Annotated in this window: 35 protein-coding genes and 1 pseudogene; 4 read left to right on the top strand and 32 right to left on the bottom strand. The window is 50.6% G+C overall.

Going from position 1 to position 26,781, the window contains the following annotated elements; genetic code table 11:
* Positions 1-2 precede the first annotated feature (2 nt).
* The 5 genes and pseudogenes from PXH59_RS07515 to PXH59_RS07495 form a co-directional block, all read right to left on the bottom strand.
* The gene (locus tag PXH59_RS07515) at positions 3-2,819 is read right to left on the bottom strand and encodes a phage tail tape measure protein (RefSeq protein ID WP_285811036.1); all 2,817 of its coding nucleotides are present in this window, start codon (positions 2,817-2,819) and stop codon (positions 3-5) included.
* Positions 2,812-2,928: a GpE family phage tail protein gene (locus PXH59_RS07510; RefSeq protein ID WP_072161182.1), complete on the bottom strand. Its 117-nt coding sequence runs from the start codon at positions 2,926-2,928 to the stop codon at positions 2,812-2,814. Before PXH59_RS07510 ends, PXH59_RS07515 begins: the two co-directional genes overlap by 8 nt.
* A 14-nt stretch (positions 2,929-2,942) precedes the next feature.
* Positions 2,943-3,260, bottom strand: a complete 318-nt coding sequence (locus PXH59_RS07505) for a phage tail assembly protein (protein ID WP_285811034.1) — start codon at positions 3,258-3,260, stop codon at positions 2,943-2,945.
* Positions 3,261-3,293: 33 nt separating this feature from the next.
* The gene (locus PXH59_RS07500) at positions 3,294-3,809 is read right to left on the bottom strand and encodes a phage major tail tube protein (RefSeq protein ID WP_285811033.1); all 516 of its coding nucleotides are present in this window, start codon (positions 3,807-3,809) and stop codon (positions 3,294-3,296) included.
* Between the two features lie 10 nt (positions 3,810-3,819).
* A pseudogene (locus PXH59_RS07495) lies at positions 3,820-4,993 on the bottom strand (phage tail sheath protein).
* A 284-nt stretch (positions 4,994-5,277) separates the two neighbouring features.
* Here PXH59_RS07495 and PXH59_RS07490 point away from each other — a divergent pair.
* Both PXH59_RS07490 and PXH59_RS07485 read left to right on the top strand, forming a co-directional pair.
* A complete protein-coding gene (locus tag PXH59_RS07490) occupies positions 5,278-6,066 on the top strand; it encodes a gp53-like domain-containing protein (protein WP_285811031.1) in 789 nt (262 codons plus the stop codon).
* A 1-nt stretch (position 6,067) separates the two neighbouring features.
* The gene (locus PXH59_RS07485; RefSeq protein ID WP_285811029.1) at positions 6,068-6,493 is read left to right on the top strand and encodes a tail fiber assembly protein; all 426 of its coding nucleotides are present in this window, start codon (positions 6,068-6,070) and stop codon (positions 6,491-6,493) included.
* A gap of 26 nt (positions 6,494-6,519) precedes the next feature.
* Here PXH59_RS07485 and PXH59_RS07480 read toward each other — a convergent pair whose 3' ends face one another.
* The 16 genes from PXH59_RS07480 to PXH59_RS07405 form a co-directional block, all read right to left on the bottom strand.
* Positions 6,520-6,879, bottom strand: a complete 360-nt coding sequence (locus PXH59_RS07480; protein ID WP_285810160.1) for a tail fiber assembly protein — start codon at positions 6,877-6,879, stop codon at positions 6,520-6,522.
* Positions 6,880-6,881: 2 nt separating this feature from the next.
* A complete protein-coding gene (locus PXH59_RS07475; RefSeq protein WP_285811027.1) occupies positions 6,882-8,558 on the bottom strand; it encodes a phage tail protein in 1,677 nt (558 codons plus the stop codon).
* A complete protein-coding gene (locus tag PXH59_RS07470; RefSeq protein WP_285811025.1) occupies positions 8,555-9,163 on the bottom strand; it encodes a phage tail protein I in 609 nt (202 codons plus the stop codon). The genes PXH59_RS07475 and PXH59_RS07470 overlap by 4 nt, the downstream gene beginning before the upstream one ends.
* Positions 9,156-10,064 (bottom strand): baseplate assembly protein, encoded by a 909-nt coding sequence (locus tag PXH59_RS07465; RefSeq protein ID WP_285811023.1) that lies wholly within the window; start codon positions 10,062-10,064, stop codon positions 9,156-9,158. Before PXH59_RS07465 ends, PXH59_RS07470 begins: the two co-directional genes overlap by 8 nt.
* Positions 10,065-10,066: 2 nt before the next feature.
* Positions 10,067-10,408 (bottom strand): GPW/gp25 family protein, encoded by a 342-nt coding sequence (locus PXH59_RS07460; RefSeq protein WP_285811021.1) that lies wholly within the window; start codon positions 10,406-10,408, stop codon positions 10,067-10,069.
* Positions 10,405-11,043: a phage baseplate assembly protein V gene (locus PXH59_RS07455; protein WP_285811020.1), complete on the bottom strand. Its 639-nt coding sequence runs from the start codon at positions 11,041-11,043 to the stop codon at positions 10,405-10,407. Before PXH59_RS07455 ends, PXH59_RS07460 begins: the two co-directional genes overlap by 4 nt.
* A gap of 66 nt (positions 11,044-11,109) precedes the next feature.
* Complete coding sequence (locus PXH59_RS07450; RefSeq protein ID WP_285811017.1) at positions 11,110-11,787, bottom strand: phage virion morphogenesis protein; 678 nt, start codon at positions 11,785-11,787, stop codon at positions 11,110-11,112.
* Positions 11,747-12,163, bottom strand: coding sequence for a phage tail protein (locus PXH59_RS07445; RefSeq protein WP_285811015.1), 417 nt, complete (start codon positions 12,161-12,163; stop codon positions 11,747-11,749). Before PXH59_RS07445 ends, PXH59_RS07450 begins: the two co-directional genes overlap by 41 nt.
* Positions 12,164-12,173: 10 nt before the next feature.
* Complete coding sequence (locus tag PXH59_RS07440) at positions 12,174-12,623, bottom strand: lysis protein (RefSeq protein ID WP_285811013.1); 450 nt, start codon at positions 12,621-12,623, stop codon at positions 12,174-12,176.
* Positions 12,620-13,015: a structural protein gene (locus PXH59_RS07435; protein WP_285811012.1), complete on the bottom strand. Its 396-nt coding sequence runs from the start codon at positions 13,013-13,015 to the stop codon at positions 12,620-12,622. Before PXH59_RS07435 ends, PXH59_RS07440 begins: the two co-directional genes overlap by 4 nt.
* Positions 13,008-13,331: a phage holin, lambda family gene (locus tag PXH59_RS07430; RefSeq protein WP_285811011.1), complete on the bottom strand. Its 324-nt coding sequence runs from the start codon at positions 13,329-13,331 to the stop codon at positions 13,008-13,010. The genes PXH59_RS07435 and PXH59_RS07430 overlap by 8 nt, the downstream gene beginning before the upstream one ends.
* 3 nt (positions 13,332-13,334) lie before the next feature.
* Positions 13,335-13,538, bottom strand: coding sequence for a tail protein X (locus PXH59_RS07425; RefSeq protein ID WP_047769485.1), 204 nt, complete (start codon positions 13,536-13,538; stop codon positions 13,335-13,337).
* On the bottom strand, positions 13,538-14,002 hold the full coding sequence (locus PXH59_RS07420) for a head completion/stabilization protein (RefSeq protein ID WP_285811010.1): 465 nt from the start codon (positions 14,000-14,002) through the stop codon (positions 13,538-13,540). The genes PXH59_RS07425 and PXH59_RS07420 overlap by 1 nt, the downstream gene beginning before the upstream one ends.
* A gap of 86 nt (positions 14,003-14,088) precedes the next feature.
* Positions 14,089-14,748, bottom strand: a complete 660-nt coding sequence (gpM, locus tag PXH59_RS07415) for a phage terminase small subunit (RefSeq protein WP_285811009.1) — start codon at positions 14,746-14,748, stop codon at positions 14,089-14,091.
* 2 nt (positions 14,749-14,750) lie between these two features.
* Entirely contained in the window at positions 14,751-15,833 is a 1,083-nt protein-coding gene (locus PXH59_RS07410; protein ID WP_285811008.1) for a phage major capsid protein, P2 family, read from the bottom strand.
* A 12-nt stretch (positions 15,834-15,845) separates the two neighbouring features.
* Positions 15,846-16,655 carry a GPO family capsid scaffolding protein gene (locus tag PXH59_RS07405; protein ID WP_285811006.1) on the bottom strand — a complete coding sequence of 270 codons (810 nt, stop codon included), beginning with the start codon at positions 16,653-16,655 and terminating at the stop codon, positions 15,846-15,848.
* A gap of 182 nt (positions 16,656-16,837) precedes the next feature.
* Here PXH59_RS07405 and PXH59_RS20075 point away from each other — a divergent pair, with 182 nt between their 5' ends.
* Entirely contained in the window at positions 16,838-19,636 is a 2,799-nt protein-coding gene (locus tag PXH59_RS20075) for a phage portal protein (protein ID WP_352232131.1), read from the top strand.
* Positions 19,637-19,986: 350 nt separating this feature from the next.
* Here PXH59_RS20075 and PXH59_RS07390 read toward each other — a convergent pair whose 3' ends face one another.
* The 11 genes from PXH59_RS07390 to PXH59_RS07340 form a co-directional block, all read right to left on the bottom strand.
* A complete protein-coding gene (locus PXH59_RS07390; protein ID WP_285811005.1) occupies positions 19,987-20,325 on the bottom strand; it encodes a hypothetical protein in 339 nt (112 codons plus the stop codon).
* Between the two features lie 18 nt (positions 20,326-20,343).
* The gene (locus PXH59_RS07385) at positions 20,344-21,033 is read right to left on the bottom strand and encodes a terminase large subunit domain-containing protein (RefSeq protein ID WP_285811004.1); all 690 of its coding nucleotides are present in this window, start codon (positions 21,031-21,033) and stop codon (positions 20,344-20,346) included.
* A complete protein-coding gene (locus PXH59_RS07380) occupies positions 21,034-21,297 on the bottom strand; it encodes a hypothetical protein (protein WP_285811002.1) in 264 nt (87 codons plus the stop codon).
* Positions 21,294-23,423 carry a replication endonuclease gene (locus PXH59_RS07375; RefSeq protein ID WP_285811000.1) on the bottom strand — a complete coding sequence of 710 codons (2,130 nt, stop codon included), beginning with the start codon at positions 23,421-23,423 and terminating at the stop codon, positions 21,294-21,296. The genes PXH59_RS07380 and PXH59_RS07375 overlap by 4 nt, the downstream gene beginning before the upstream one ends.
* Positions 23,420-23,542 (bottom strand): hypothetical protein, encoded by a 123-nt coding sequence (locus PXH59_RS07370; RefSeq protein WP_255334729.1) that lies wholly within the window; start codon positions 23,540-23,542, stop codon positions 23,420-23,422. Before PXH59_RS07370 ends, PXH59_RS07375 begins: the two co-directional genes overlap by 4 nt.
* Positions 23,543-23,623: 81 nt before the next feature.
* Positions 23,624-24,250 (bottom strand): hypothetical protein, encoded by a 627-nt coding sequence (locus tag PXH59_RS07365; protein ID WP_053014246.1) that lies wholly within the window; start codon positions 24,248-24,250, stop codon positions 23,624-23,626.
* On the bottom strand, positions 24,247-25,080 hold the full coding sequence (locus PXH59_RS07360) for a DNA adenine methylase (RefSeq protein WP_285808904.1): 834 nt from the start codon (positions 25,078-25,080) through the stop codon (positions 24,247-24,249). The genes PXH59_RS07365 and PXH59_RS07360 overlap by 4 nt, the downstream gene beginning before the upstream one ends.
* A 1-nt stretch (position 25,081) precedes the next feature.
* Positions 25,082-25,303 (bottom strand): TraR/DksA family transcriptional regulator, encoded by a 222-nt coding sequence (locus PXH59_RS07355; protein ID WP_285808905.1) that lies wholly within the window; start codon positions 25,301-25,303, stop codon positions 25,082-25,084.
* Positions 25,296-25,538, bottom strand: a complete 243-nt coding sequence (locus tag PXH59_RS07350) for a DUF2732 family protein (protein WP_285808906.1) — start codon at positions 25,536-25,538, stop codon at positions 25,296-25,298. Before PXH59_RS07350 ends, PXH59_RS07355 begins: the two co-directional genes overlap by 8 nt.
* A gap of 75 nt (positions 25,539-25,613) precedes the next feature.
* Positions 25,614-25,976, bottom strand: coding sequence for a DUF5347 family protein (locus tag PXH59_RS07345; RefSeq protein WP_285810999.1), 363 nt, complete (start codon positions 25,974-25,976; stop codon positions 25,614-25,616).
* Between the two features lie 124 nt (positions 25,977-26,100).
* Positions 26,101-26,337 carry a hypothetical protein gene (locus tag PXH59_RS07340; protein WP_053460693.1) on the bottom strand — a complete coding sequence of 79 codons (237 nt, stop codon included), beginning with the start codon at positions 26,335-26,337 and terminating at the stop codon, positions 26,101-26,103.
* Positions 26,338-26,483: 146 nt separating this feature from the next.
* Between PXH59_RS07340 and PXH59_RS07335 the strand changes: the two genes are divergently transcribed.
* Positions 26,484-26,753, top strand: a complete 270-nt coding sequence (locus PXH59_RS07335; protein ID WP_047769521.1) for a hypothetical protein — start codon at positions 26,484-26,486, stop codon at positions 26,751-26,753.
* Positions 26,754-26,781 lie beyond the last annotated feature (28 nt).

Here is a 26,781-nt window from a genome sequence, read left to right as displayed (position 1 = left end):
CGTTAATACTCCTCTCTGTCAGCAAAGGCGCTGCGGGCGCGGGCACGTTGTTGTTGTTCACGGCGATCCATTTCACGGGCAACCGCCTGAGCGATATCCTGCGCCGATTGGGCCGGTGTGGGGTGAATATGGATTTCACAGGCAGGACGCTCACTGCGTTGATGTTGATTTATCACCGTGACCCCTGCGCTCTGGTATTGGGCGGCCGGCAGACTGTAGGGATGCAACGGGGCTTGTTGGGCGCTGACCGTGGATGCGCCCATCGACAGCGCGGCAGCGGCCATGCGGGCCAGTGTCGCCGTTTGCCGGCGGCTGGTCACGCGGGCTGGGCCGTTTATCAGCTCAGGGCCGTATTCACCGACCAGGCCAAATTTCCCCGCCGGAATATAACCGCCGGTATCATGGGCACCGGAAAAGGCGGCGAGGGGGTTAGCGTGGGGGCGGGTGGCGTCGTTATAGGCATCCAGTGCTTGTTTCACGCCCGACTTTTGCGTCTGTTCTTTCACAAAATCCGGTGTTACTGCGTCCTTAATTTGTGCCCCCAGCTCAGTGACATTTTGTTTTAACGCTTTCCATTTTTCTTTAATGCCGTTGATCAGTTTTTCAATCATATCGGCACCGAATTGTTTAAATTTGCCCGGTAATTGCTTAGCGTCTTCGACAATTTCATGCCATTTATTCGATATGTAGGTTTTGATGGTATCCCATCTGGCTAAAATGTCGGCCTTAATTTCAGCCCACTTACTCAGGATCTTTTGTTTAATACTGGCCCATGCCGTAGAAACGTAGTTTGAAATGTTATCCCACAGTTTCTTAAACCACGGTCCCAGTTTGTCCCAGTTTTTCCAAATCAGATAAGCGCCCAGGGCAATCAGGCCAATGATCAATAACAAGGGGTTCGTCAGCACCAGCACCCGTAACCATGACAGCACCTTACCGACAGCAGAAAAGGCCGAACCCAGTTTTAGAACAGAAGCGGCACCGTTGATGCCCAGCATGGAAAAACCCAGTCGGATCATGGCCAGCGGCCCCAACAATGTTGCCAGCACCAGTGTGAGCGAACCCATAACCACCAGAATAATACCCAATCCCGTGGCAGCGATAGTGACATATTTCGCAACTGTCGGGTGATCATTAAAAAACCGCTTAACTTTTGTGAGCATTTCGGAAAGTTTTTCCAGCCCTTTGATATAAATTGGCAGCAGCTTGTCACCAATTTCTTTATAAAGATCCCGTTTTCGGGCGTCCAGTTCCAGCTCCTGCCCCTGCGCGGTGGTCTTGCCCTCGCCGACCAGCTTATCCACGCTATAGGCTTCGTGTCCGGCCTTGATTTGTTTCTCAATATTGGCATGTTCCCGATACATAGTAACAAACAGGTCAGCCCCCTTACGGTTAGAGAACAGTTTAGCAATGGCAGTTTCCATGCCGCGTTCGTCTAGCTGTGGGTTTTTCTTACGGATACGGGGTACGATCTCATCCATGAGATAACGGAATGGATCTGTTTGAAATTTTTCCGCATTAACCAACGCGCCCGGCTTCACTTTAGTAATGTGACCGGTTTTACCGTATTTGACGGCGCCTTTTTGCAACAATCCCAGTGCATTCAGCTCTTCGGCAGCCCCCTGTGTGGTACGACCCATCATCAGGTTTTGGTACGCACTCGCGAGGGATGTCCCTGTTCGATCACCACCAATTTGTTGGATAATGTGAGACATAGAGAAATAAAATGCCTCATCACTCATCTGTTTTGCGGCGACATTACCAGTTTTGAGCATGGCCATATAGTCACTGGGCAACACCAATCCACCACTAGCTGCCATCGCCTGTGCGGACAGGTTTACCGATTTTTTGAAATCGTCAGGGTTGTTAATCATGTTGCGCAGTTCGGCGATTTTCAGAACCTCCTGTGACTGGTCGCGCATTTCCTGCGCTTTTTCATCGCTGATCCCGTGCATCCCTAAAAAACGGGTGGCGTATTGTAGTCTCAGCAATTCTGGCGTGACCATTTTAGCTTCATCGTAATGACGCAATACCGAATGCGCTTCTTTCAGGATCTTCAGGTTATCACTGGCGCTGTTACCGATAATGCGCATGCCACTGGCGAATTTATCCGCATCTTTCAACACGTCTTCGCCGACCCCCAACGCACGGAATGCTGACATTTCCTTGTGATAGATGGACGCTTCATTCAGCATCGGTTTGACGCCCATCAGCATGGCACCACCAGATGCCACCATGCCCGCGCCGTGACCGAGCATATCGTTGCGCAGGTTCTTGGTTTTCTGATAACGGGACTTGGCCGCGGCCAGTTTCTTTTCCCGCTGCTCCAGCCGTTCCAGTTGTTGGCGCTGCTGGCTCAGGGTGTTATTGGTGCGGCTGATATCGGTATTGATACGCCGTTGCGCCTGTCCAAGCTGGCTGGTTGAGATGCCGCTGGCATGCAGGGCATCGCGCTGGCGTTGTAGTGATTGGCTGAGGGTTTGCGTTTTCTCTTTAAACTGGGCGGCGGCTTTTTTCGCCCGCTCAAACTGGGTAATCTGGCTTTTGGTGGGGTTTTCACTGGCTTGCAGGGCACGGGCCAGTGCCGCCACTTTGTCGGTGGCGTCGCGGTAAGCCTGCTGCGTGCTGAGCAAGGTTTGCTTGGTCTTGCGAAAGCCGTCAATCCTGCCGGCCTGCTGGTTCAGATCCCGCAATTGCTGGCGGGACTGTTTGAGGGTCTCCGCCAGCCGTTTATTGGCTGCCTGCGCACCTTTAAAGGGCCGCGTCAGTTTATCCACGGCGCTTAAGATCACTTGCAGGCGTAAATTTCGGTCACTCATCGGCACCACTCCGCTTCATTGCCCGGTAACGCCATTCCAGCAACTCCGGCAGGGGCATGTCAGCGGTTACGGCAGGCGACCAGTGAAAGACGGTGGCAATGTCTGCCACCAGTTCATCAACGGTTAGTTGGTCTGGAAATCGGACTTCACCGACTTCGGCAGCAAAAAACTGACCACCTCGATACTCAGGTTAATCAGGTCGCCCGGTGACATCAGCAGCAAATCGCCTTTGGTCAACGCCGGCGCGGTGACGCGGGGTAACACCAGCATCATGGAGTCTACGTCCATCTCCATCAGGGCTTGCAGACGGGCACCGCGCAGGGCACCACTGTTAGGCTTGCGCACAATCACGTCCGTAATGGTGGTAGCACCCCGTATAATCGGCTCTTCCAGTGTGACGGAGGCCTGTTCAGGCAGGGCAACAGGGGTTTGTTCGGTCATGATAAAAGCTCCTCGGATGAAAAAGGTTAATATTTACAGGCCAATAGCACGGCGATGCGCTTCGAGACGGTCAACGCCGCCGACGATTTCCACCATATTTACAGTGTCGATTTCGACCAGCACTTCCCCGTCCCACGTCAGTTTAAAGTAAGTATTTTTGGCGCTGACCTTAGTCTGGGTGTTGTCACCCTGTTTGTAGCTGCCGTGGTCAAATTCGGAAAATCGCCCGCGCATGACGACCTCAATGGCAATCACTTCGCCGGTATCGTCACGCTGGAAAGAGCCATTGAAACGCAGGGCCACGCCATCGACTTTATCAATGCCCCACTGTTTGTAGAGCTGGGCGTCAACCCCACCGAGGGTAAATTCCGCATCCAGTGCGCCGTCATCCAGCCCCAAATCAACATTGGCCGCCCCGGGCATGCCGCCGCCGCGATAGGCTTCGAGCTTGCGACCCAGTTTGGGTAACGTCAGTTCTTCGACAATCCCAACGTAATTGTTGCCGTCATTGAAGAGGTTTAAGTATTTCAGTTTGCGTGGTAATGCCATATGCAGCCCCTTAGCTGTTAATGCTGTTGGCGAAGTTCATCAGGTACTGGTCAGTAATGCGCTGGCGCAGCAGCAGGTTTTCCAGTGGCGGCACCGGGGTGTAGTTATAGTCGATATAGAGCTTGCCGGCTTTCAGGGTGTCCTTGCTGTTGGCGCTTTCGTCATACCAGCATTGGCCATCAATCAGGTAGCCGTTAGATTTGAGTTCACGCAGCTTGGCATTGATGCCTTCGATAATGTCACGCACCAGCGAGGGCGTCAGCGGTTTATCGATAGCCCACATATGGGCCTCGGCCATCGTGTCAGCCAGCACCTGGGCGGTGCGGGTGTAGCTTTCAAACTGGAACAGCGGATCATCGGAGCAGGTGCGGGAACCCCAGAAACGAAATCCGTCTTTGCGAATGAGGGTGGTGACGTCGTTCTGGTTGAGCAGGTTGGCGTCGGTGGCGACGTCCTGTAAATCCCAGAAGACATCCGCTGAAATGCCGGTCACCCCATTGACGCCCACGTTGGACAGGGTTTTGTGCCAGCCGGTTTCCTCGTCGATTTTCGCCCGCAAGCCTAATGCCCGTGCTGTGGCATAAGCAACAGCTTCACGGCTGATCACGGTATCCCAGCTCAGGAAGTCCGGCCAAATCAGCATCAGCTCACGATACTTGAAGTTTTTACGATAGTTGATAACTTCTTCGATTTTTTTGCAGCCATAAGCGCTCACATACGCCATGGCTTTCAGTTTCTCGGCAATGCCGGCCAGCGCCTCGGCCACGGGCTGGGTATCGTGACCGGGCACACCGAGAATACGCGGCTTAACACCCAGCTGACCTTGTGCGGCCAATAACGCCTGCATGCCGGTTTTTTTGCCCTCATCGGTGACGCGGCCAATGATATTGGATGTGGTTTCGGCTTCGGTTTCGCCCTGGGCGACACGCACCACTACGGTTACGGGTTTGGCCTGATCGGCAATCGCCCGCAAGGCATGGAATAGCGTTCCGGTTTCGCCGGCCTTGCCGCTGGCGGTAAGGACATCGGTTAACAAGACCGGAGTGTTTAGGGGAAAGGTATTGGGGTCAGCATCATCCCCCCGTACAGACCATGCCGACAATGGCAGTGCTGACGGTGGTAATGGTGCGGGTGCCTGCGTTGATTTCCTGCACGCGCACGCCGTGATGATAATCTTGGGCCATAGCGAAAAACTCCTGCTTAAGTGATTTCGTTATGGTGGTCGGCTTTACAATAAAATGCAGGTGATTGGGGTTGTGTGAGGGCTGGTACAAATCAGGTGAATCATTAATGAGGGGATCGCCCCCTATAATGAATGCACAATGCAAAAAAAATATACCTAATTAAAATACATCATCATGGGCGGCCGTGCCTGCATGTAGTGCGCCGCGTGAATTGAAAAACTGTTTCATTTAAATCGCAAAAAATTATATTACGGTGTTTTTATCAAACACGCGGCATATTTAGATTGTTTTTTACCCATCAACGCCGATGTTCCTCCAAACTCACATTTTGCACATTTATTGAACTGAAAATTTGTTTAATTTCAACCCGTTCAACAGTCAGTTACCCGTTTCTACTGCCCAAATCCACCCAGTGCGTAATTCTAGAAAACCTCGGTTTATCGGGAACGGCAGAGCTAGCGAAAAATGCGGTACTGAATAGCCGAAAAATTAACGGGAAATCGTTGTATAACGACGTGAATTTACATGCGGGCGATGTAGGCGCGTTATCGGCATTCGGCGGCACAATCATTTCGGACAATAAAATCATTGAGCTGAAAAATGCCACGCCCGGAGCGGCAAATTACATCCAAGGCACAGACATCAATGGCATCTCACGATACCGAGTTGGTTGCGGAAATGGAACCAGCAACGTGTCAATCGTCAATGCCCGGACGGATACGCATTTAACGGTGGGAAATGGTAACGTCACGTTAAACGAAAAACCGCTGGCGACTGTCGAGAGCATACCCAAAAACATACTGGTTAAATCAACGACAGGGTATTGGCGATGCGCTGACACGGGGTTGATTTTACAATGGGGAACCATCAACAGAGCTGACTCCGACAGTACGTGGATACAATTTCCTACCTTGTTCCCAACGGAATGTGCCAACGTGCAGATAACCGTGTCGTTATCCGGCAGTGGTTCCAGCACAATGAATGTTCAGGCACGTAACCGTAGTAACACAGGTTTTACAGCGATAATGGCGACAAATGAAACACAGTGTAACTGGTTAGCGGTGGGGTATTGATATGAATTATTTCTATAGCGCAAAAAATAACGCATTTTGTCCGATTGCGTGGAAACAAAATTATGTGGATGCGGGATCATGGCCGGACGACGGCATCGCCGTGAGTGTTGATGTTTTTAATGAATTTGCTATTAACGCCCCTCCGGCGGGAAAAATCCGCATTGCGGGGCCTGACGGGTTGCCCTCATGGGGCGATATCCCGCCGCCAACGTCAGCGGAATTGCAGCAACAGGCCGAATCCCAAAAACGGCATTTGATGTCACAGGCTGCAAATGCCATAACACCGTTACAGTATGCTGCTGACCTCAAAATGGCGACGAACGCAGAGCAGAGCAAATTGACAGAATGGAAAAAATATACAGTGTTATTGAACCGCGTCGACTGTTCGACAGCACCTGACATCGACTGGCCTAAAACACCAGAGTGAAAATCAGGGGCATCACGCCCCTTTAATTATTCCGGCTGCTCAGGCCATTGGATATCGGGGGCGGTAGAACAATCTACCCGATTGAGCAGTACCCGGTATTTACGCCATTCGGTTAATGCGGATTTTTCGGCGTCGGTGGCCATATCGAGGTCAATCGCATCCTGCCAAATCGCAATTTTTTCGGTTGCCGTTCTCAACAGGCCGCGTTTCTCATACGCCGCACGCTGCTGTAGTTGTTCCGGCGTTGGCGGCGGCGTGCCGATGGCTATGGCCTCAGCTTCAGTAATTGGGATTAAATCTGGTCTAATCCACGCGTCCTGCGACCCGTCGGCAGTATATCCATATACCTGATTATCAAGTGATTTGAAATATTTCATCATTGTCATTGTTATCGTAACTCCCACCAATTCGTAATTTTATTATCAAATTCCGTCGTCACTGAATAGGCAGCACCGACAGGTATGATTGCACTGCCTGTCCCACGCTGGGCGCCCCCACTATTGGCCCCCCTAACCAGGGGAATATGTATAACGTCCCCGCCCTGTTTAAACGAAATATTCGCGGCTGACTGCTCTGTTCCCTCGCGAGTGTCGCGGGATACCGCTATGACAACAAATATGGGCCTGTTTGTGTCATTGACATACCAGGCGCCAATCACCCGGCTCGTTGTCACATGAACCCACGACTGGGCATACCCGACCCCGTGAGCAGAAATGGCATCGGTGACCGATTTCTGGCTCATTACCACATCTGTTGCCGTGCCAGTTGACTGCGCGATACGGGTTGGCGCGGGTATATCATCCAAACAGGCCAGTGTGCCGTTTTTTTGTGGAATACGGGCGTTAAACCACGCGTTATTTCCAATGCGACTGGTTAGCTGCGGTTGGGGATCAGACGCATTTAATTCAATCACTGATAGATTACTGCGGGCACGGACGATATTGGTTCCCGTTATTTCACCCGCAACAGAAACAAAACCATCAATATTACCGCCAGATTTGCTAAATTTCGTCTCCAATACCCGAGTTGTTGCCTGCTGACTCATAATACTGGTTGTCGATTGGCCTGTGGATTGGGCAATTGTAGTGGGTGTTATAGGTGCTGGGATATCGTCCAAAAATGCGATGGTTCCGTTTTTTTGTGGAATATAGGCGCTATTCCAGCCACCATTACCCTGACGGCTAGTCAATTTAGGACTAGACTCAGACGCATTAATCTCGACCGTTGATAGATTACTGCGGGCACGGACGATATTGTTTCCCGTGATTTCACCCTCAGCATCGACATGCCCGCCCACCACGCCACCTGTTTTAGAGTAGGCATTTTCCGCCAGTTCCACAGTTCCCGTTAAACCGAGGTTTTTCACAAACTCCGGTTTGTTGGGGATATCTGCGCCGTTCTTGTTTTTCTCCAGGCAACTATTGGCATTATTATTCGCCGTCGCCGCCAAATCATAAGCCGCCTTGACCGCTTTCGGGGTTGCCGCCTGTGTTTCGCTGTTGCTGTTGACCGCGCTATTCAGGATCACAAACCCCTTTTCTTTCAGGGTCGCGTCAGGATGGCGGCGGCTTTGCTCATGCTCACGGATAGCGTTAGCGACCACGGCATCCGCATACTCGCGGGTGGCCAGCACCACGGACGGATCAATTTTCAATGTCACCGCGTCCGTATGGCTGACAATCAGCACCATGCGAATAGTTTGAGTACGACCGGAACCTTCCTGCAATTGCGGCTTGTAGGTTTCCGCGCAGTTGCCGACCGCAATTAAAATGCCGTCCTTATCAAACAGGCCAATTTCCCGTATCCACCAACCGCCTTCATTTTCCGGTATAACCTGTTCAGCCATAATCTGGTTGGTGTTTTTGGGATCAACACTCAGGACATTAATCGCTGCACGGCGGCGTTCGTTAACGAGTTTAGTTTGTGCGGTGTCCGGTGTCGGCAATTTTCCGCCCCCATCGCCCACCGCCATATGGGTGATGTTCAGTTTGGTGCCCAGTGCGGCGGCATTGGCGAGTTTGTCCGCGCCCAGCCGGGTTAACAGGGCAAAGAATTTCGTGCTCATGATTTAATCCTCATTTCATCAATAACATGGACTGCCACGCCCACCACGTCAGCGCCGGAGACAACCACTTCTTTAGGTAAATAGGGGTATACAGTCAGGCTATCCCCGCTGTAGCTGGTCACAGTACAATAGGCTGTACCGCCCGTTTCCAATTGAATGGACATGCCAATCAAATGGCGCGAGGCCGGTTTCGCATCAAAAATCAGCCGTTCCAGCTCCTGATGGGTTTCTGCTGTAATGCCGGTTTCCATCACGCCGATATCGAGCCGGAAAGTACCGGGTGCCTCGTTGGTCTGCCACCATTCAGTCACGCGGATCAGGTAACCGAACGGCTCGACCACGCGCCGGATAGCACCAATGGTGCCCTTGTGCTTATGGACAAACATTGCCGCCTTGATGGATTCACGTTTGGTGCGTTCGGGCCAGTCCATATCCCAGCGGTCAACCGACCACGCCCACGCCAGATACGGCAACAACGGCACCGGGCAATGATCGGGGTTCCACAGGTCACGGAGGGGGACAGGCATAGCCGCCAGACTGGACAGGGCTTCGGCGGCGGCCACTTCCAGCGGTGAGGAACCGACCGGCAGCAAGCGGTTATTCATCGGAACCCCCGATAGTCACGGTGGCACGGGTACAGAAACTCGCCTGAGTTTTATCCAGGATCATGTCCTGTGCGGGGGCTTTCAGTTCAATACGTTGTACGCCGGGGACATGCAGTGCGGCAAAAATGGCACTGCGCACGATATCGCGGCCAATCCGGTGCTGCTCGGCGGTGTAACGCGCCAGTCTGGCCCGTGCATCCTGCAATATCGGCTCGTATTCGGGCGTGGGATAGCAGTACAACACGGCGTCAATGTCATAATCAATAATCTTGGCCGATTGCACGGTAAGGCGGTCGGCGACGGGGCGCACGTCCTCATCATTCAGGGCGTGACTGACAGTAGCAATCAGCTCATCACTGGCCGCGCCGTTCCCCTCACGGGATAAAATACTGACTGTCACATAAGCCGGCGCGGGGCTAACAACCGAGGCATCGGCGACACGACCGTCAGCACTGCGTGCATGGTATTCATAGGCACCAACGGGACCGGCAACGCTCAGTCCCTCAAACGCCTGCGGAATACGCACGCGATAATCGCGGTCAGGCTCCAGCACGGCAGGCACCGGCGGTACGGCATTATTGTCAGCCGGCTGCAATATCAATCGACTGACGTTATTGTTTGCGCCCAGCTGGTCTAAATCACTGCCGCCGGCATACGCTACCATCGCCGCACGCGCCGCTTCATTAATGCGCTGGCGCAGCAGCAATTCACGGTAGGCATTTTCCTGGAGCAACTTAGTGATGGGTTCCGATTCCAGCGCCAAAGTGCGGGTAATTGCCTCCCGTTGCTCTGGCGGGTACAGGGCAATCAGCGCCGCTTTACGCTCTGCAAACAGCGTTTCAAAATCCAGCGGTTCAACCACATCGGGCGGGGGCAGCTGACTTAAGTCAAGGTCTGGCATTGTCACCTCACTGGCACGGAAAACGCAATCGGATCACGGGCGGGGGAATAATGGCCGCTGATATCGACCGTCATTTGTCCGGCCGCATTTTGACTGAGTGTTATCGCCGTGACGATGATGCGCGGCTCCCATTGCTGGATAGCGGTATAACAGGCCGCCATCAGTTGCAGGCGCAGCGCTGGGTTTTGAGGTGCATCTATCAGTGCCGACAACAGGGAACCATACTGACGGCGGGCGATCCGGCTGCCCACGGGCGTCATTAAAATATCGCTGACGGACTGGCGAATATGGTTAATATCCGTCAGTTGCTCACCGGTCTGGCGATTCATACCCAGATACCTCATGAGACGGGGCCTCCTGACGTGCCGTCACCACTGCGGACACCATTGTGCCGATGTGAATCGACCACAATCCCGTTAGAGCTGAATTGGCCGTCAGTGTGGGTGATATTGCCGCGCATCGTCCCGCCGTCCCGGATCTCCAGACTGCCTGTGGTCAAATGGTGCGTACACATCACGGTCGGGGTATCCAGGGTGATTTGGTTGCTGGCCGTACAGGTGATATCCGGTGCGGTGACATGGACAGACACTGCCGCATTCACGGTGGCTGTTTTAATCCCCGTGACCGTTAATGCGCTGGTTTGGGGTTCGTATTCAATCACCGCCCCGTCGGGAAAAACCAGGTGGGCGGCCGTCGGTGAGTGGGAAGGGGCCGGAAATTCGTCGGAAAAAATCGCTGGCAGCACAAAGGCGGTGGTCAGATCGCCGCCGATAGACAGTAATAAAACCTGTTCGCCAACACTGGGTGCCCACCATGTGCGGGCGCTCCCGGCTCTGGCGGTCAGCCAGTTCAGCCAGTCTGTTTCAAGATGCCCGGTTTCCACGCGACAAATCCCACGGGCAGTATCTACCCGGGTGACAGTGCCAATGCGGATCAGGTTGCGCAGCCGGCGCAAAAGTTCGGTAAATTGTGTGTTCATGCGCACAACATGTCACTGTGCGTACCGCTCTGCACGTTATTGGGGTTGTGCCAGTCCTGACACACATTAGCGGGTGAGATGCGCGAGAATTTGCTCTTCGATATGCGCGATATCCTGCGCTGTCAGCCCCAACAGGCGGCGTGATGGGTACTGAACTTCGATGTTTTTGCCCCGCATCCGTTCTTTTAAGCCGAAATGATGGACGCGCGCAACAGTGGCCACTTTGGGGGCAAAGAAGATGGCCGCTTCTTTATCGCTGGCCGACAGGCGCAGGTAACGGGCGGTCGCCAGTTTCTTAAACATGCGGGTTTTCCTGCTGTTTTTATGGGTATTAATGCGATCGGTTTTGACTTCCAGAAAGCGCTGGATATCGTTTTTATAGAAGGTGCGCAGGCCCTTGCGCTCAGCATCATATCCCGTGATCACTTCGCCATTCTTACCCTTGCGGATCTGCCAGTTTTTCAAGGTGCGGGTTTCACCGCGCCAGACAAACTTCATGCCCCGCTGTACCTTGAGTATTTGCGCCTTGCGCTGGGTATAGCGGCTGCCGTCAGGGTTGCGCTGGGCGCGGATGCGTTGCATCTGGCTCTGGCGTAAGTCCCGTGCAATCTCGCGGGCAAGCTGTTTGCGACTGGCCGGGGACAGTTGGGTTAACAACGCCGTCAGGGCGGTATCCAGTGGCTGCAATTCGTCCGTTTCCATTTCACCACCGGTCAAACGGGTTTTCTGGCTCAGGGACCGCATCCACCGTGCTGACATCACCCTGCTGAGTGACCACAACACGCTCAGTCAGTTTCAAATCAATGCTGATATCGGCGGTGGCGTCATTGAGGATATTGACGTCAAAGGTGAAGCCGCTGTGACGGTTATCCGGATTGGCGAAGATGTCCGGTTGATGCTCACGCAGCCAGTGCACTATCACTGCCATCAGAATATTCTGATCGCCGGGATAACTTTCCGCAATCAGGTTCAGGGTGTATTCATATTCGTAGGACAGTGATGATGCGGATGTGGCCACCACGGCACCGTTTTCCACAAACAGATGCAGGTATTCGGGGTTATCCCGCAGGTAAGGAATTTTCGTCGCCAGCACAGCGCGTAATAAACGGGGTTTATTCATGGGGCACCTGTTATTGACACTGGTTCTGAATGTAGTCCTGCAAGTACTTCGTCTGCTGCTCGTTCTCCGCCATCATTCGGAGGAGATCGTAATAATTTTGTTTAGCTGGTTCGGTAAGTTGTGGGGTTCCTGCATCGCCCGCGCTGCCGGAGGAAGTGGTTTCAGACACGGGACAGGTGGCTTTGATGCGCAGCTTGCGACGGCCAGCGGCAACATCAGTGCGCAAAGTATCGATTTCAATCTGGGCATTGGCGAGTTCCTGAGTGTGTTGGGTGTCCAGTTCTGCGAGTTGCTGGATGCGCTCTTGCTGGGTGGTGTTGATGGTGACCTGTTCGTTATACGTTAACTTTAAGTTATGGTATTCCTTAGCCTTGTCCTGATATTTGCCGTAGCCGAACCAGACCAAAGTAGTGAGAATCGCCAGATAACCGAAAGTCAGGTATTGAGTGTTGAATTTCATAGCATCTCAAATGCCCGTGTGAAAGTGTCATCGGAATAAGGCTGCTTGCCGTTCTCCATCTGGATCATCGCTTTGACTAACGCTGTCATGACGTCCTGATTATTAACATCAATCACCGAATCGCGAGAGACACTCACTGCATCGCTCACATAAGCAATGTAGGCCTCAGTGTCATTCTCATTCGGTGGTGCCCAGCGAGATATAAACTGGCGGATAGTGTTATCACCATATTTGCGCTCGTAAGTGCGCAGGATTTTGATCATAGCGCGTATACCGTACTCTGGTGCAATAAACTGACAAAATGACTTATCTGTCTGCCTGCTGCACAGTCCCTGCCAGTTATCCCCGTGGCGGATATTGCCCGGATTGTGATTGTCAATGCCTCTACTCATGCGGTTTATCTCCCAACCGTTTATTAATGGCACGAACAGCAAATTCGCGTATTTTCTCAACGCCAATAAATCCAACAGCACCCCCGATAGCCGGTGCAAAACTGATAGGAATGCCAAACATCTCTAGCCCGCTGGATACACTCCATGACAGGGCACCACAGAGCAGCGCCTCTACCCAGCGGTTCTTTCGTTCCACGCCGTCGTAAATCAGGCGGCCGTAACAAATCAATGCAGCCAACACTGAGCCGGATATTTGCGGCCACGAGTTTTTTAGGCCATTTAACATGTCAGCCCATACATCAGGTTGTTTATCCATCTCTTAGTCCCATAGTTGGATCATCGGTGTCACAGGCGCGGGTGCGATATCCGGCAGTTCCAGCGCCATGCCGTGGGGCAAAATGACCCCGACATCAGCCAGACCGGGATTGGCCTCCAGTACCTGCTCGGTAACACCGTGTGTGCGTCCATAGTGACGCCAGCACAGGGCGTCCACCGTGTCATATTGTTGTGTCCGTATCTGCATCAGATCAGTTCCACAATATTGTGTGTTGTGTCTTTAATGCGCTGGATGGCCCACACGGCATCACGGTGCAAATCATCGATAGCAGGCTCCAGTGAATCGGCTTTTTTCGTCCCGTCCGGCGTGGTGTCAATGTCGCGGTAACGCTCGCTAAGCCCGGCTTTTGCCGTGCAATACACCGCGCGGCGGTAAAGGTATAACAGTTCAGATTCGTCGTTAATCCGGCTGGCCGGAACCGATTTCAGGGTGTGATAGCCCTGGCTGATTTGTTGTGACTGCCAGCCTGCCAGCTCCCGGTTGGTTTCAATGACCGCATTTTTCAACGCTTCAATCAGGCGGCCCGAGGTCACCGTGCCATCACTGCGCATGGTGGCGCGAAAATCGGCAGTATGGATGGATGGCCAGAAATCACCACTGGTGATAATTTGGTCTACTTCTTTGATCGGTTCGGGTGAAATGAAATCCATAACAGCCTCAAAATAGGTAGGGCGGTGGGCGAGAGGTCGAAAACGGGTTTCTTATCTCGCGCCGCCCTGGCGCGTTGGCACGTTCGTTAATCATCAGCGCGGTGTTGCGCTGACAATATTTTTTCCAGTTGTTTAATATCCGCTTTCACCCCTGAGCGATCATTGAGTTCAAGGGCCCGCAGCAGCTCACACAACGCCGGTTGGGGAAAGCCATTATCACGCAAGCTGTAGCCCAACCATTTATGGAGTTCCCCACGGACTTTATCGGGCATATCTTCATGCTCAGTCAGTGAGCTGACGCGCTGTAATATCTCCAGTGGGATCGGGTTTTTCACGGTGTACGCGTCTTTGGCCCGGTCTGCCATTTCTTCCGCGATAGCACAACCTGTTGTACGTGATTGTCCTTCTGGCATGGTTAACTGGTGTGTTAACGCGTATTCGGCAATATCCAGCCCTTGCTCATAAACACCGGCATCAAAGCTCCACAACATGAGGTACATCAAAACGTCATCCTGTCCCCCTGATTGATTGTGGAGGGTTTCAGTGATCCACGTTTCATACAGCGGTAACGCTTTGCGTTTGTAAGTGGCTTTGCGTTCAAATGACTGGATTTTCCCTAAGTCTCGCTTGTGCTGACGTAACATCAGCTTCACTTGCGTGGTGACCGAGGGATCGGCCAGCCTGCCGCCATATTCAGCGGCGTGCCTGGCCTCCACTTGCATGCGTTTCTTTTCCCACGGGTTCACGCTTATTCTCCGCTTTTATCTTCCGTATCGGCGGGTACGGCAGACTTGGCTTTGATTAGCGCAATGTTTTCGATTAGCGCGACACAATCGTAATCTTCGACGAGGTAATCTTCGTTAACGGATTCGTAGTTTTCCACCCGGTCGCGCTTTGGATTATCCAGCACCTGACGGCGACGAGAGTCTTCCTGCCAGTAAATAGACAGGTTATCCAGCCGGGTAATGAGCATGGCATCTTTAGGGAAATACGGCACCCGCACCGCAGGCAATCCGCCAATCCGTTTCTGGCTGATAATCACCTCCGCCGCCAACGCTTCGGTGTTGGCCTGGTCACGGTTAACGATAGGGAAATATTTATCGGATAGCAGCTGACGGCCACAAATGACCACCAGTTCGGTATCATCGGCGTACACTTCGGAAATGGCATCATCAACAGCCTGCATCACCAGCGCATCGAGGTTTGCGTAATCGCCCCCTTTACCCACTTTGATCGGTTCGGCGGTCGTAACATTACTGTCTTTATCGGTGGATGAACCGATCACATGGTCGGGCGCTTCCCGTCGGATTTTATGTAACCAACCCACGTTAACGTCCTGCAATAATTTATGAGTGGTGCGGTCAGAGGTGGCGGCGCGGTGTGTGCCGTTCCAGCCAATCATGATGCGGTCAAGCGCCTGGCGTTTGATAATTTCATCACGAATACGGCGCTGGAAATCGTCAAAAATGGCCCACATATCCAATTTTTCGTAACGAATGGCGGTATCAAAGTTGGTCTGCTTACAGTGATACTCTTGTTTAGACAAATCGGTGGGGTCGGTGGGTTCACGGTCTTTATCTTTAGTGTCCGTTGTCCCGGCAATGGTGGAGCCGATCCCTAAACCGATTTTTTCCCCGACTTGCGCTTTAACGGGAACAATATTGATCATCGTTAAAAAGGCGGCACTCAGTTGAATTTTGCTTTCCAGCTTTTGCGCGGCGGAAGGTTCGATTTCCACTTTTGCGGTGGCAAACGCCCCGGGTTCAACCCCGTAAATTTCGCTTAAACGGGTTAAGTAACCATTAAATTTAAACCGTGTTTCTTTTCTCATTGTCGTTTCCGTTTAGCAGTCCGTCAGGTTTTCAGTATTTTCGCCCTGACCGCCGAAAGCGTGGGGGCGTTGCGGGTTATTATCCTGCTGGCTCAGGGTGTCTTTCAGTGCGTCCAGTTCTGATTTCAGGTTTTCATTTTCCTGTGTCAAACCGGACAGGCTTTCAACCTGCTGAGTCAGCGTAGCAACCTGCGCGGCCGTGTTGGTCTGTTCTTCCGCACACAGTTCGATGGCCTGGTGCACGTCAGACAGGTTTTCATCAGTACGCTGGCGCTCTTTGGTGAATTTCGCCTTGATGCGGTCAAACAAACTGGGCATGGTGGAATTTCCTTCCTCTTCAACGAATTCGAACAGGGTTTCTTCGGCGGCAGTAAAGAGGTTATCTTTGTGCTGCTTACGTTCAGCAAGGTTGCTCTCACCCCCCTCAGCACCGCGACTGAATTGCAGCATGCTAGTGCCAAGACTGGCCGGATTATCCGTCACCGCCAGCCCGACCAGATAAGCGCCGCCCATATCCGAAAAGCTCGGATTGATTTCCACCGAGGTGTAGACTTTCTGGCGCTTTTTATTCATTTCCACCAGTTCAGGCGTCGGCGACAGCACGCCATACAGCGCCAGCTTGCCGGACAAGGGGCCTTCGCTGATTTCTTCGGTGTAGACTGAATCCACATCACCGAAACGGGGCATCCACGAGTAATTCCAGTGCTCCATATTGATACGGGCACCGTAAACAGTGGGGTTGTAATTCTTTTCGATATCCGTCAGCCATTGGCGCGGGACTTTGCGGCCATCCGTTGTGGCCCCTTCAACACAAAGGCGCACCGGCTTACTTTTTTTTCGTCATTGCTCAGGCTCCGGCAATTGAATGTAGGTTCATGCGTAAAAAAAAGAGTAAGCCTATGTTTTCAGGGATGGACGATAAGAAACAATGCCGGGCCATTGTATGGGCAATGGCACAACGGGCGTGCAGCGCGGGAGGAATAGCCAGTCAGTAATCTGGCGGCATGAATACATCACAAGACCTTGACCCACGTAAGAGAGCTATGCACCTGTATTTTAGCGGGTATCGGATCGTGCGCATTGCTGAAATCCTCAACGAGAAAGCCGTCACCATTCACAGCTGGAAACGTCGTGATAAATGGGATGACATCACCCCGTTTGACCGCGTTGAAATGAGTGTGGAGGTGCGCCTTTGTACGCTGATCAGTAAAGAAAACAAGGAGGGAAAAGACTACAAAGAAATCGACCTGCTTTATCGTCAGCTGGAACGGCACGCCAAAATTCACCGTTATCAGGATGGCGGCAATGAGGTGGATTTAAACCCCAGGCTGGCCAATCGCAACAAAGGTGAACGTCGTGCACCTGAAAAGAACCTGTTTAGCGAAGCACAGATTGAAAAACTGGAAGCCCTGTTCTACGCCAATATGTTTGGTTATCAGAAAGTCTGGTATCAGTCCGGCCAAAAGTGCCGTATCCGCAATATCCTCAAATCACGCCAAATCGGGGCAACGTATTTTTTTGCCCGCGAGGCGTTTATGGATGCGCTGATCACCGGACGCAATCAAATATTTTTATCGGCCAGTAAAGCGCAGGCGCACGTCTTTAAACAATACATCATCGAAATGGCCCGTGAAGTGGACACTGATCTGAAAGGCGACCCAATCGTGCTGGCGAACGGGGCAACCTTATATTTCCTGGGGACAAATGCCCGCACCGCACAGAGTTACCACGGCAATCTCTATCTGGATGAATATTTCTGGATACCGAAATTTCAGGAATTGCGCAAGGTGGCATCGGGCATGGCCATGCACAAGAAATGGCGGCAGACCTACTTTTCTACCCCCTCCAGCCTGACCCACAGTGCGTATCCGTTCTGGTCAGGAAAACTCTTTAATCGTGGACGCCGCAAGGCCGAGCGTATTGAGGTGGATATCAGCCATCAGGCTTTGGTTGATGGCCGGTTGTGCGGTGATGGGCAGTGGCGGCAGATTGTGACCGTTGAGGATGCGGTGCACGGGGGCTGCAACCTGTTTGATATCGACCAGTTAAGCCTGGAATACAGCCCGGATGAATATCAAAACCTGCTGATGTGTGAGTTTGTCGATGATATTGCGTCTATCTTTAATTTGCAGTTAATGCAGAAGTGCCTGGTCGATAGCTGGGAAGTGTGGGACGACGTGCAACCCCTTATGATCCGTCCGTATGCCTATCACCCGGTCTGGATTGGATACGACCCCGCCAAAGGGACACAAAACGGGGACAGTGCCGGTTGTGTGGTCATCGCGCCGCCCCTGTTCCCGGGGGGTAAATTTCGGATACTGGAGCACCACCAATGGCGCGGTATGGATTTTCGCGCCCAGTCTGACGCGATTAAAGAGCTGACGGAACGTTATAACGTGCAATATATCGGTATTGACTCCACCGGGCTGGGTCACGGGGTTTTACAGAATGTGCGGGATTTTTTCCCGGCGGCCAAAGAGTTTGTTTATAACCCCGCGTTAAAAAATGCCCTGGTACTGAAAGCCTATGATGTGATCAGCCATGACCGGCTGGAATATGACGCCGGCAGCAATGACATCACCCAGTCTTTTATGGCCATCCGACGGGCAACCACCGCCAGTGGCAACCGCCCCACCTATGAAGCTGACCGCAGCGAAGAAGCCAGCCATGCCGACCTGGCATGGGCGACCATGCACGCCCTCTATAACGAACCTATCACGGGTGAAAACAGTAATCACCGTAATATTGTTGAGGTCTTTTTAATGAGCCGTAAGAATAAGAAACGCCAGAGCCAGAAACTGACACAGACGCCGGATACCGCCTCAATGGAGGCATTTACGTTTGGTGACCCCATTCCCGTTTTAGATAAACGTGAAATCTTTGATTATCTGGAATGTGTACGGGTCGATAATTACTATGAGCCGCCCATCAGTTTTAACGGGCTGGCGCGTACGTTCCGAGCCGCACCCCACCATAGCAGTGCCATCTTTGTTAAACGTAACATCCTGACCAGCACGTTCATTCCGCACAAGTATTTAAGCCGCCAGGCGTTTGATAGCTGGGCGCTGGATTTTTTACTGTTTGGTAACGGCTATCTTGAGCTGCGCGATAACCGATTAGGCCAACCGCTGACACTGAAACACTCGCCGGCTAAGTTCACGCGCCGGGGTGCGGATCTCGATACCTATTGGTTTGTGCAATATGGCTATGAGACCAAGCCGTTTGAATTTCAGACCGGGAAAGTATTTCATTTGATAGAGCCGGATATTAATCAGGAGCTTTATGGCTTGCCGGAATATCTGGCGGCGATCCCGTCCGTTCTGCTCAATGAAGCATCAACCTTGTTCCGCCGCAAGTATTACCTCAATGGCTCGCACGCGGGGTATATTCTCTATATCAGTGATGCGGCACAGAAAACCGATGATGTGGATAAAATTCGTGAAGCCCTGAAAAGTAGCAAGGGTCCCGGCAACTTTCGCAACCTGTTTTTGTATGCGCCCGGCGGCAAGAAAGACGGCATTCAGACTATTCCGCTGTCCGAAGCCGCAGCGAAAGATGAATTTCTGAATATCAAGAACGTGAGCCGTGATGACATGCTGGCCGCGCATCGTGTCCCGCCACAAATCATGGGGATCATTCCTGAGAACGCCGGCGGCTTTGGGGATGTGGAGAAAGCGGCTAAAGTGTTTGTGCGCAACGAACTGCTGCCACTGCAAAGCAAGATGCAACAGTTGAATGACTGGCTTGGGGAAGAAGTTATCCGGTTTGACCGGTATTCGCTGGAGATGGACAGCAACGATTAACCTCCATCACTTGATGATGCGACCGTCTGCGAGGCGGTCTTTTTTTTTGCCCGAATGAAATGTAGTTTCAACTGTAATAATGATGTGATGAAACCTGATTTTGGCACGTCATTACACGCCACCACGCGCAGTCGTGACCCCGCCGCGCCTGCCCACTAAATGTGTCGCTTTTTATGCACCTGCAAGGGATCTTCCAAGAAGCGCCAATACTGGTGCTTGACGGGATGTGAGATCCTGATTTGATCTTGCGGATTGATGCGCGGAATAAGGGGTTTTATGCAGCCATGACTAAGAACAAAAATAACCCGCATTGAGGCAGGGTTACTACCATTTCGTGACATGTCACATGATCACAATTGCAGTTTTAATTTATGCCAGCCTAATGTGTTCCAGCACGCTGAGTCACCAGAAAAACAACATTCGACCACAGGAAGACCATCGCCACATTTGCCACATCGTCGCGTTGCCAATGCCTGCATAGTCTGCTGCAACTCCACATCATCTTTGCGAATAAGCAATGTCAGGTATTCAACCACATCGTAGGGTTCACGCCCCGGACGTCTCAGGGCACAATTGCGCTTCAACATCGCTAATTCTTGATTATCGAGCAACAATTCTATTTTGGTGACGCCAGCTTCCTGCTGGCGTTGACGTTGGGCGGCTTTGCGTTCTGCGGGGGATTTCGCCATTGGGTTTGTCCTCTCTGGTTACCAACGGGGATGAGGCAAACGGCACAAAAACAGCTCTTCAAATGCCTCTTGTGACCATGCCTTACGAAGTTGTTCTTCATTAAATCGATTTTCAACATCATCGAACAACGTTACCGTATCGAAAAAAGCAGGGCCACGTCCGATACAATTTCCAGTAAAAAACCGCTTATAAGCTGCCTCTCCGTTATCTCCTGAAGCTCTGGATGAATAAAACGTTCTATGCGAGTTCTTATGTATTGATAGACTCAAAGCTAATTGTATCAACTGAACGGGATTATCCGACCAAGCCCACTCTGACACATACACATCACCAGACAATGCAGCAACATGGCTGTTTTCATGCACAAAGCGGATTTCAGTGCCATTACTAAGCCTCAGTGACTTAATATCGTCTGCCTGCTCAATCAGGCGCTTTTGCTGCTGAGGGAAATACTGAGCAACGTTATGAACAAAAAACGGCAAGAATTCCTTATTTGACATAAAAAACTTGTTCCGGCCTGTCCGACAGGCATCACTTAAGGCTTCTAGTACGAAATAATAATCAGCACCCACCTGTCTGGCTTTATGCAAAAAGCGATTTCGGTGATGTTGATTGGCTTTCCAGCGTGCCTGCCAGACAAATAAACCTGACTCAAATTTCTGGTTGATGTTGTTAACGATTTCAGGGGTTAAATTTAAGGTGATCATTTAGCTATCCTCGGCTATCCTCGCTGCAAAATCTGCCGCGATTTCCTCTATTCGCTCACTGAGTTGCTGCAATGTACTGATATCATTGCTATCAACCCCCATTGTGATTACATCGCGGGTTAGATGCGCTAACTGTGTGTAATATCGGAATGGCGTCAAAGACTCCTGCCCGGCATTTTTCCCTGTTTTGGCTATCATCTTTTTATTCAGCGTGAATGAACGACTATCCGATGTAATCACGTATTTACCCAAATTGATTCTCATAACTTCCTCATTTCACCAAGATTATTAATCCGCTGCCGCAGTGCCTCGCGGCGCACCTGTTTCTGCCGTTCTGTTTCCACCGGAATAAAACTGCCATTCGTCCACAACTTAAATGGCTGTTCATTGATGCTAATTTTTCCACTCATGATTAATGACCGCGCCATAAATCGGCTAAAATCCATCCCGATTGAATCGGCATAGTCAATAATTTTTTCCACTAACTTTTTATTGTCGTTAATCGTCCTCCGTGCCTCCGTACAGTTATTGACAGAACTCCAAGGGGCGGCTGCGCCGCCAGATAAAGGCAAAAACCTCCCATTGGCAGGATCGTTATCTGCCTTTAACTTCGGCACAATCTGCCAGTTTTTTACGCGAGTGATGATCGGAGTATCTTCGCCGACCAAGGTGCAGAAAACCCCCTTAATACAATCAACGGGTTCCCCGTAAGCATTTGTTTTTTCTTCACGTTCATACCACAGTCTCGCCACGAGATCGGCACGACGTACAAAAGCACCGCCCTGCGCTTTGGTGTACTCCCCCCAATAACCCCGGTCAGCCGCTTTATGAACTTCTGCAAAATCAATATCTAAACCGTCCGATGAGGTTGTATCATCCCCCATGCGGCGTAATTCGCGCCAAACAGACACAGGCGCACCACCGATTTGTTGAAACTGGCGAATTTTCCAATGTGACGCCCACGCTGAAACTGCCCTCGCCATGTCCTTACATTTCTGCCCGGTTTCACCATCCACTTCGTCATCCATTGCATAGCCATCAATATTTTTACTGATATATTTCGCGATATAACCGGTCGCACTGCCTTTTTCTTCATCAATAGGCTCTACGTGAAAACGGGCTTTCAGGGCTTTCTGTGTCTGCAATTCTTCGGAGTCTTCAAGACGGGCGTAATAACAGAAAATATCCCGTAACGCTTCCACCTGTTCCGGGCGGACAAATAGCAGCATGTGCCAGTGTGGCGTACCATCATGATGAGGCTCAGTCACGCGGAAGCCGAAAACGCGAATACCCGCGCGGCTATAAGCGGCACGAATTTTTGCCCAGACTTTACAAAGATATTTCTGGGTTTCCCGTGGATCATTGCCTTGCCAGTTTTTGACAAAGCCACCTGCCTGATAGGCTGAATGAAAACGTGATGGCGCAGTAATAGTGTAGAATTCCCCCACACACCCCATTTCTTTAGCCAAATCTTCAAAACCGCGCATTCTGACCATCAATTCGCAACGTTTGATTGCTGGGTTAGACACACTGGCGAGCACCATTTTTGATAATTCGGTGCGGTTTCCGTCCTCGTCTTCGAGATCGAACTCTTTCAGAAACTGCCAGTTACTGCGCTTTTGTTCCAACCAACGGTGCAGAGTAGTGCGGGAAACGTAAGGGGACGCTGATTTTTGCACCTGACCAATAGCAATGGCCAAGTGTTCGAGTTTAATGTCACACAGTCGTTTTAATCGGCGATACCACCACTGCGCATCCATCATGCGCAGTAAAGCGGCACAGAGCTGATCATCATTGGGTTCTATCCTTCCTTTGATGAACTGCTGCCAGTACGGCGGCTGCGTGCCTGATTGCAGGGTTAATTTAGCCAGTAAGGTATAAACCCGTTCTAGGCGTTTACGCGCTTCACACTCTTCTACAGGCGGGTTATCCGCAAAATCATGGGTGACTGACTGATAGGTTTCAGACATAAAATTGGTGATGCCTGTTGCCAGTGATTTGATGGCCGACCGGTCTAGCTGGGCAATACGCTCCAATTGTTCAATAAACGGAAAGGGAACCGTCCCGGAAGCACGATGCTTGAATTCGTACTGTTTCATCACCAATTCAAACCGTGGCAATACATTCTTGGCTGTTTTGAGCAAAAATTCATTGGCACGGCGGCGACCGGATTTTTTAAATATTCTGGCGTATTTGGTGGCAAAATAGATCGCCAGAAAATCAGGGACGTGGGCGATAATATCGTGCCGCCACTCTGCGTCGTCCTGATTAGCTTCCCACATAATGCGCTCAGCCAGAGTCGCATCGCTTGGCAACTCCGGCTGAAACTCTTCACGCTGGCGACGCATTGATATATATACGTCGCTGTTGTGTTCCTGCAATTCGCTCATGCACGCGCCTCTAGCACCGCAATAATCTCTTTCGCCCTCTGGCAGTTGCCATTGGCAGTGCGTTGGCGATTGTGTACCGCTATTGAATTTTGTACATTGCGGCAATGCTGTTCAGTCATAAAGTCAATCAACCATAATTAAGGATTAATAAGTGGATAATTCAGGAATATCATCTGATCCGCCTTATTACGCGAACCACATTAGCTTCTTATCCGGTGCAACCGTTCTTCAAGGCGAAGTAAGGTTTTTATCAGCCCGCGTGATGTACGACGCTTGCGACGCTTTTCTTGGCGTAACGGCATGCCACATAACACGTCATTGGCTGCCCAAAAAAGAGCATCGAAGGCATCTTGCTCAGCTATTGAAGTCGTACATTCCATCCGACTGGAAACCTTACGGAGAATGGAAAGAACTAGTTCGGCACGCATTAGAAACCGCATATCTGCATTCACCCCGGCACCATATATTCGAATGGGATGATCGGGACACTCAGGAAGAGCTACTGACAAATATTCATCTTTCTGCCCAGGCGACTCGAAAAACGGTTGAACTTTTTGACAGTGGCGATCCAATACATCTGCCAGTTGGCACAAAGGTGTTTGCTGTCTCTGCTCAGTTGAATGAATTTCTTTCGTCTGTGGTTGCCGGTGATGTAAACCCGGTATGGATGGCAACAATGGATAGTGAATGGACACCGGGTTGCCGCAATGGTATTCACCCGAAATATCACCCTCGAAAAGTTTAATCATTTTCCCAGCAGGGAGCGTTGCCGCAGGAACAGAGCACGCGGATTGTGCGGTGCAGTGATGTTTCAGTAATTGATTCATGCTGCGCCCTCCAACACCGCAATAATTTCTTTCGCAGGCTGACGGTTGCCATTGGCGGCAATCGTGCGCGGGGCGTCGATTTCATGGATAGTGAAACCGAGATCGGCATAAAGCGATTTGGCGGCAATTGAGTTGGATACGGTGACAGGGACACCGAGATGCGCATTGAGCGTGTACAAATCAACAGCCAATGCTTCATGATAAGCAGGGGTGAAATTCACTTCATGATATTGGGTGAATGCCTTACCTTTGGTCAGGTACGGCGGATCGCAATAAACCACGTCACCATAATCAACGAGAGTTAATGTGTCCTGCCATTCAAGACATGAGAAACTCGCACGCTCCCGTGATTTACGGCGAAACGCTATGATTTCAGCCTCTGGAAAATAAACCTTTTTATATTTCCCATAAGGAACATTAAATTCACCTTTGGTGTTATAGCGGCAAAGTCCGTTATAACCGTGGCGATTTAAGTAGAGAAACAAACACGCTTTATCAGCATCACTGGTTGCGAAAGGCCGCTCATTGAAGATGTCTCTATTTTTGTAATAATCATCTTCAGTGTTAAAACAATGAAACCAATCTTCAAAATAATCTTCCGCTTTACAAAGAAACACGTCGACAGGAACGGCGTTAACTTCACGGTATAAATTAATCAAATCCGCATTCGCATCAGCAACCAAATACTCTGGGTAATCGGTATTCATCATTACCGCACAAGAACCCGCGAACGGCTCAACCAGTCGCTTACCCGCAGGCAAGTGTGGCAGCAACTTATCCATAATGCGGGCTTTCGAACCCGCCCATTTGAGGATGGTTTTATTAGCCATCTCACACACTCCGGTAATGTTTTTGTTTCAGTTCAAAAACGCTCTGGCAGGTTGCACAGCGGGTGACACCGGCAATAATCATGCGACGTTCTTTAGGAATGGGTGCGCCACAGTCTTCACACGCAAACGCAGAAACACCGACCGGGCGGTTAACATGGGCGGCTATCCGGCACGCCAGCATTTCGGCGATGCGTTCACAGGCGCGGTCGAGTTCCCTAGACATAACTCCACTCCTGCGCCTCACGCTCGATGTTTTCAGATTCGCGTTGCATCAGGTCAGCGCTGGCAGAAGGCGACAGCGCGTTATCCAGAACATGGGAGGACATCTTCACCAAACGGACGGCATATAAACTCGCGCAATGTTTTCGTTCTGCCTGGCGCACATCTTTAACCAGTTGTTTGATGAATTCTTCATCAGCGTTTTTTCTGGCATATTTTGCTAAATAACTTTCTTTCATTATTTCTATTTCCTGTTTTTAGGTAATAAAAAGCCCTGTGCGTCAGCACATAAAAAATTTGATTACAGTGATTAATTAATGCGGCGTTAATTTAGGTATAACCAACTTATTGGGTAATACCGAGCATATCGCCTGACATTGATGAAGAATAAAAATAAAAGATTTTTTCTCTTCGGGCGTAAATTCATTAATTCCGATGTGATAACGGGATTTATCAAATCCGGCCATATGAAACATCATATGCAGGAACCGTTCATTATTCCAAACACGGTTATTAGTACGGTCGCGCATGTAATCAAGAAAATCCGCCAGCTGTTTATCGGTGCGCGATCCATTATTATCAAAATGGCTATTTAAAAACTCAGATATTTTACTCATGCCGCGTATTTTCTCATCCAATGTTAATGATATTGCGCGATGAGATTCAGTATTCGCCATTGCATCACCTCATAATAGGGATAATAACGGGGTTAACATTGTTGTCGCCAAACCAATTGAGATTAAAATCTCGGCCAAATGGTTTTTATTAGTGACTTTTTTATTAAAATCATCACTGGAAATTTTATATTTGTGTTGCACTCTCTTTAATTGGTTCATCTAACCGTTCCTCATATAACTGCCGACAAAAATCAATGGCCTGTTCTTTGGAATTAAATTTACCGTAGCAATATTCACCGTCCCCGACCTGATAACGGATGAACGGGCAAACAGCGCTGATACGTAACGGGCGAATGAATAACGTGCCGAATTTAATTTTCCCCTTGTTTAATTCCTCTGGTGTTGGAATAGTATTTCGCATATTTATTACCTCATCGTTATTATTGTGCTGCCGACTTTTAGCCATGTCCGGCGCATGGTACTGTGGTATCCTCTTTGCGCCTGCGGTTTCTTTGAGCGGAGACTCAGGCGAAAAACATCAACCACCTATAAAAGGAGTTAAATCTAATGACCTCAAAAAATGAACTAATCCAATTCTTCGAAGATGCAAAAAAATCGCGTGAAGCACATCTTATTGAAGATAGAATAACCGCGCTTGAAATCATGACTTGCGCTATAGCAGCCTCACTAAAAGAAGAAAGCAGAGAGGATTTTTTAACCCTCATGAATTCTTTTTCACATGTAAATAACCCGATGAAAAATCGAACAGATAAGGCTGTTGCAGATTTACATGTTCTCAGCGCTAATTTTGTAAGCATGCTCAATACCCTCAAATAATGAACCACTCAGCCTCAATTTATGGGGC

Source organism: Xenorhabdus bakwenae, from assembly GCF_030272115.1.
GTDB classification, from domain to species: domain Bacteria; phylum Pseudomonadota; class Gammaproteobacteria; order Enterobacterales; family Enterobacteriaceae; genus Xenorhabdus; species Xenorhabdus bakwenae.
The sequence above is the reverse complement of the archived record's forward strand: the minus strand, read 5'-3'. Positions and strand labels throughout refer to the sequence as shown.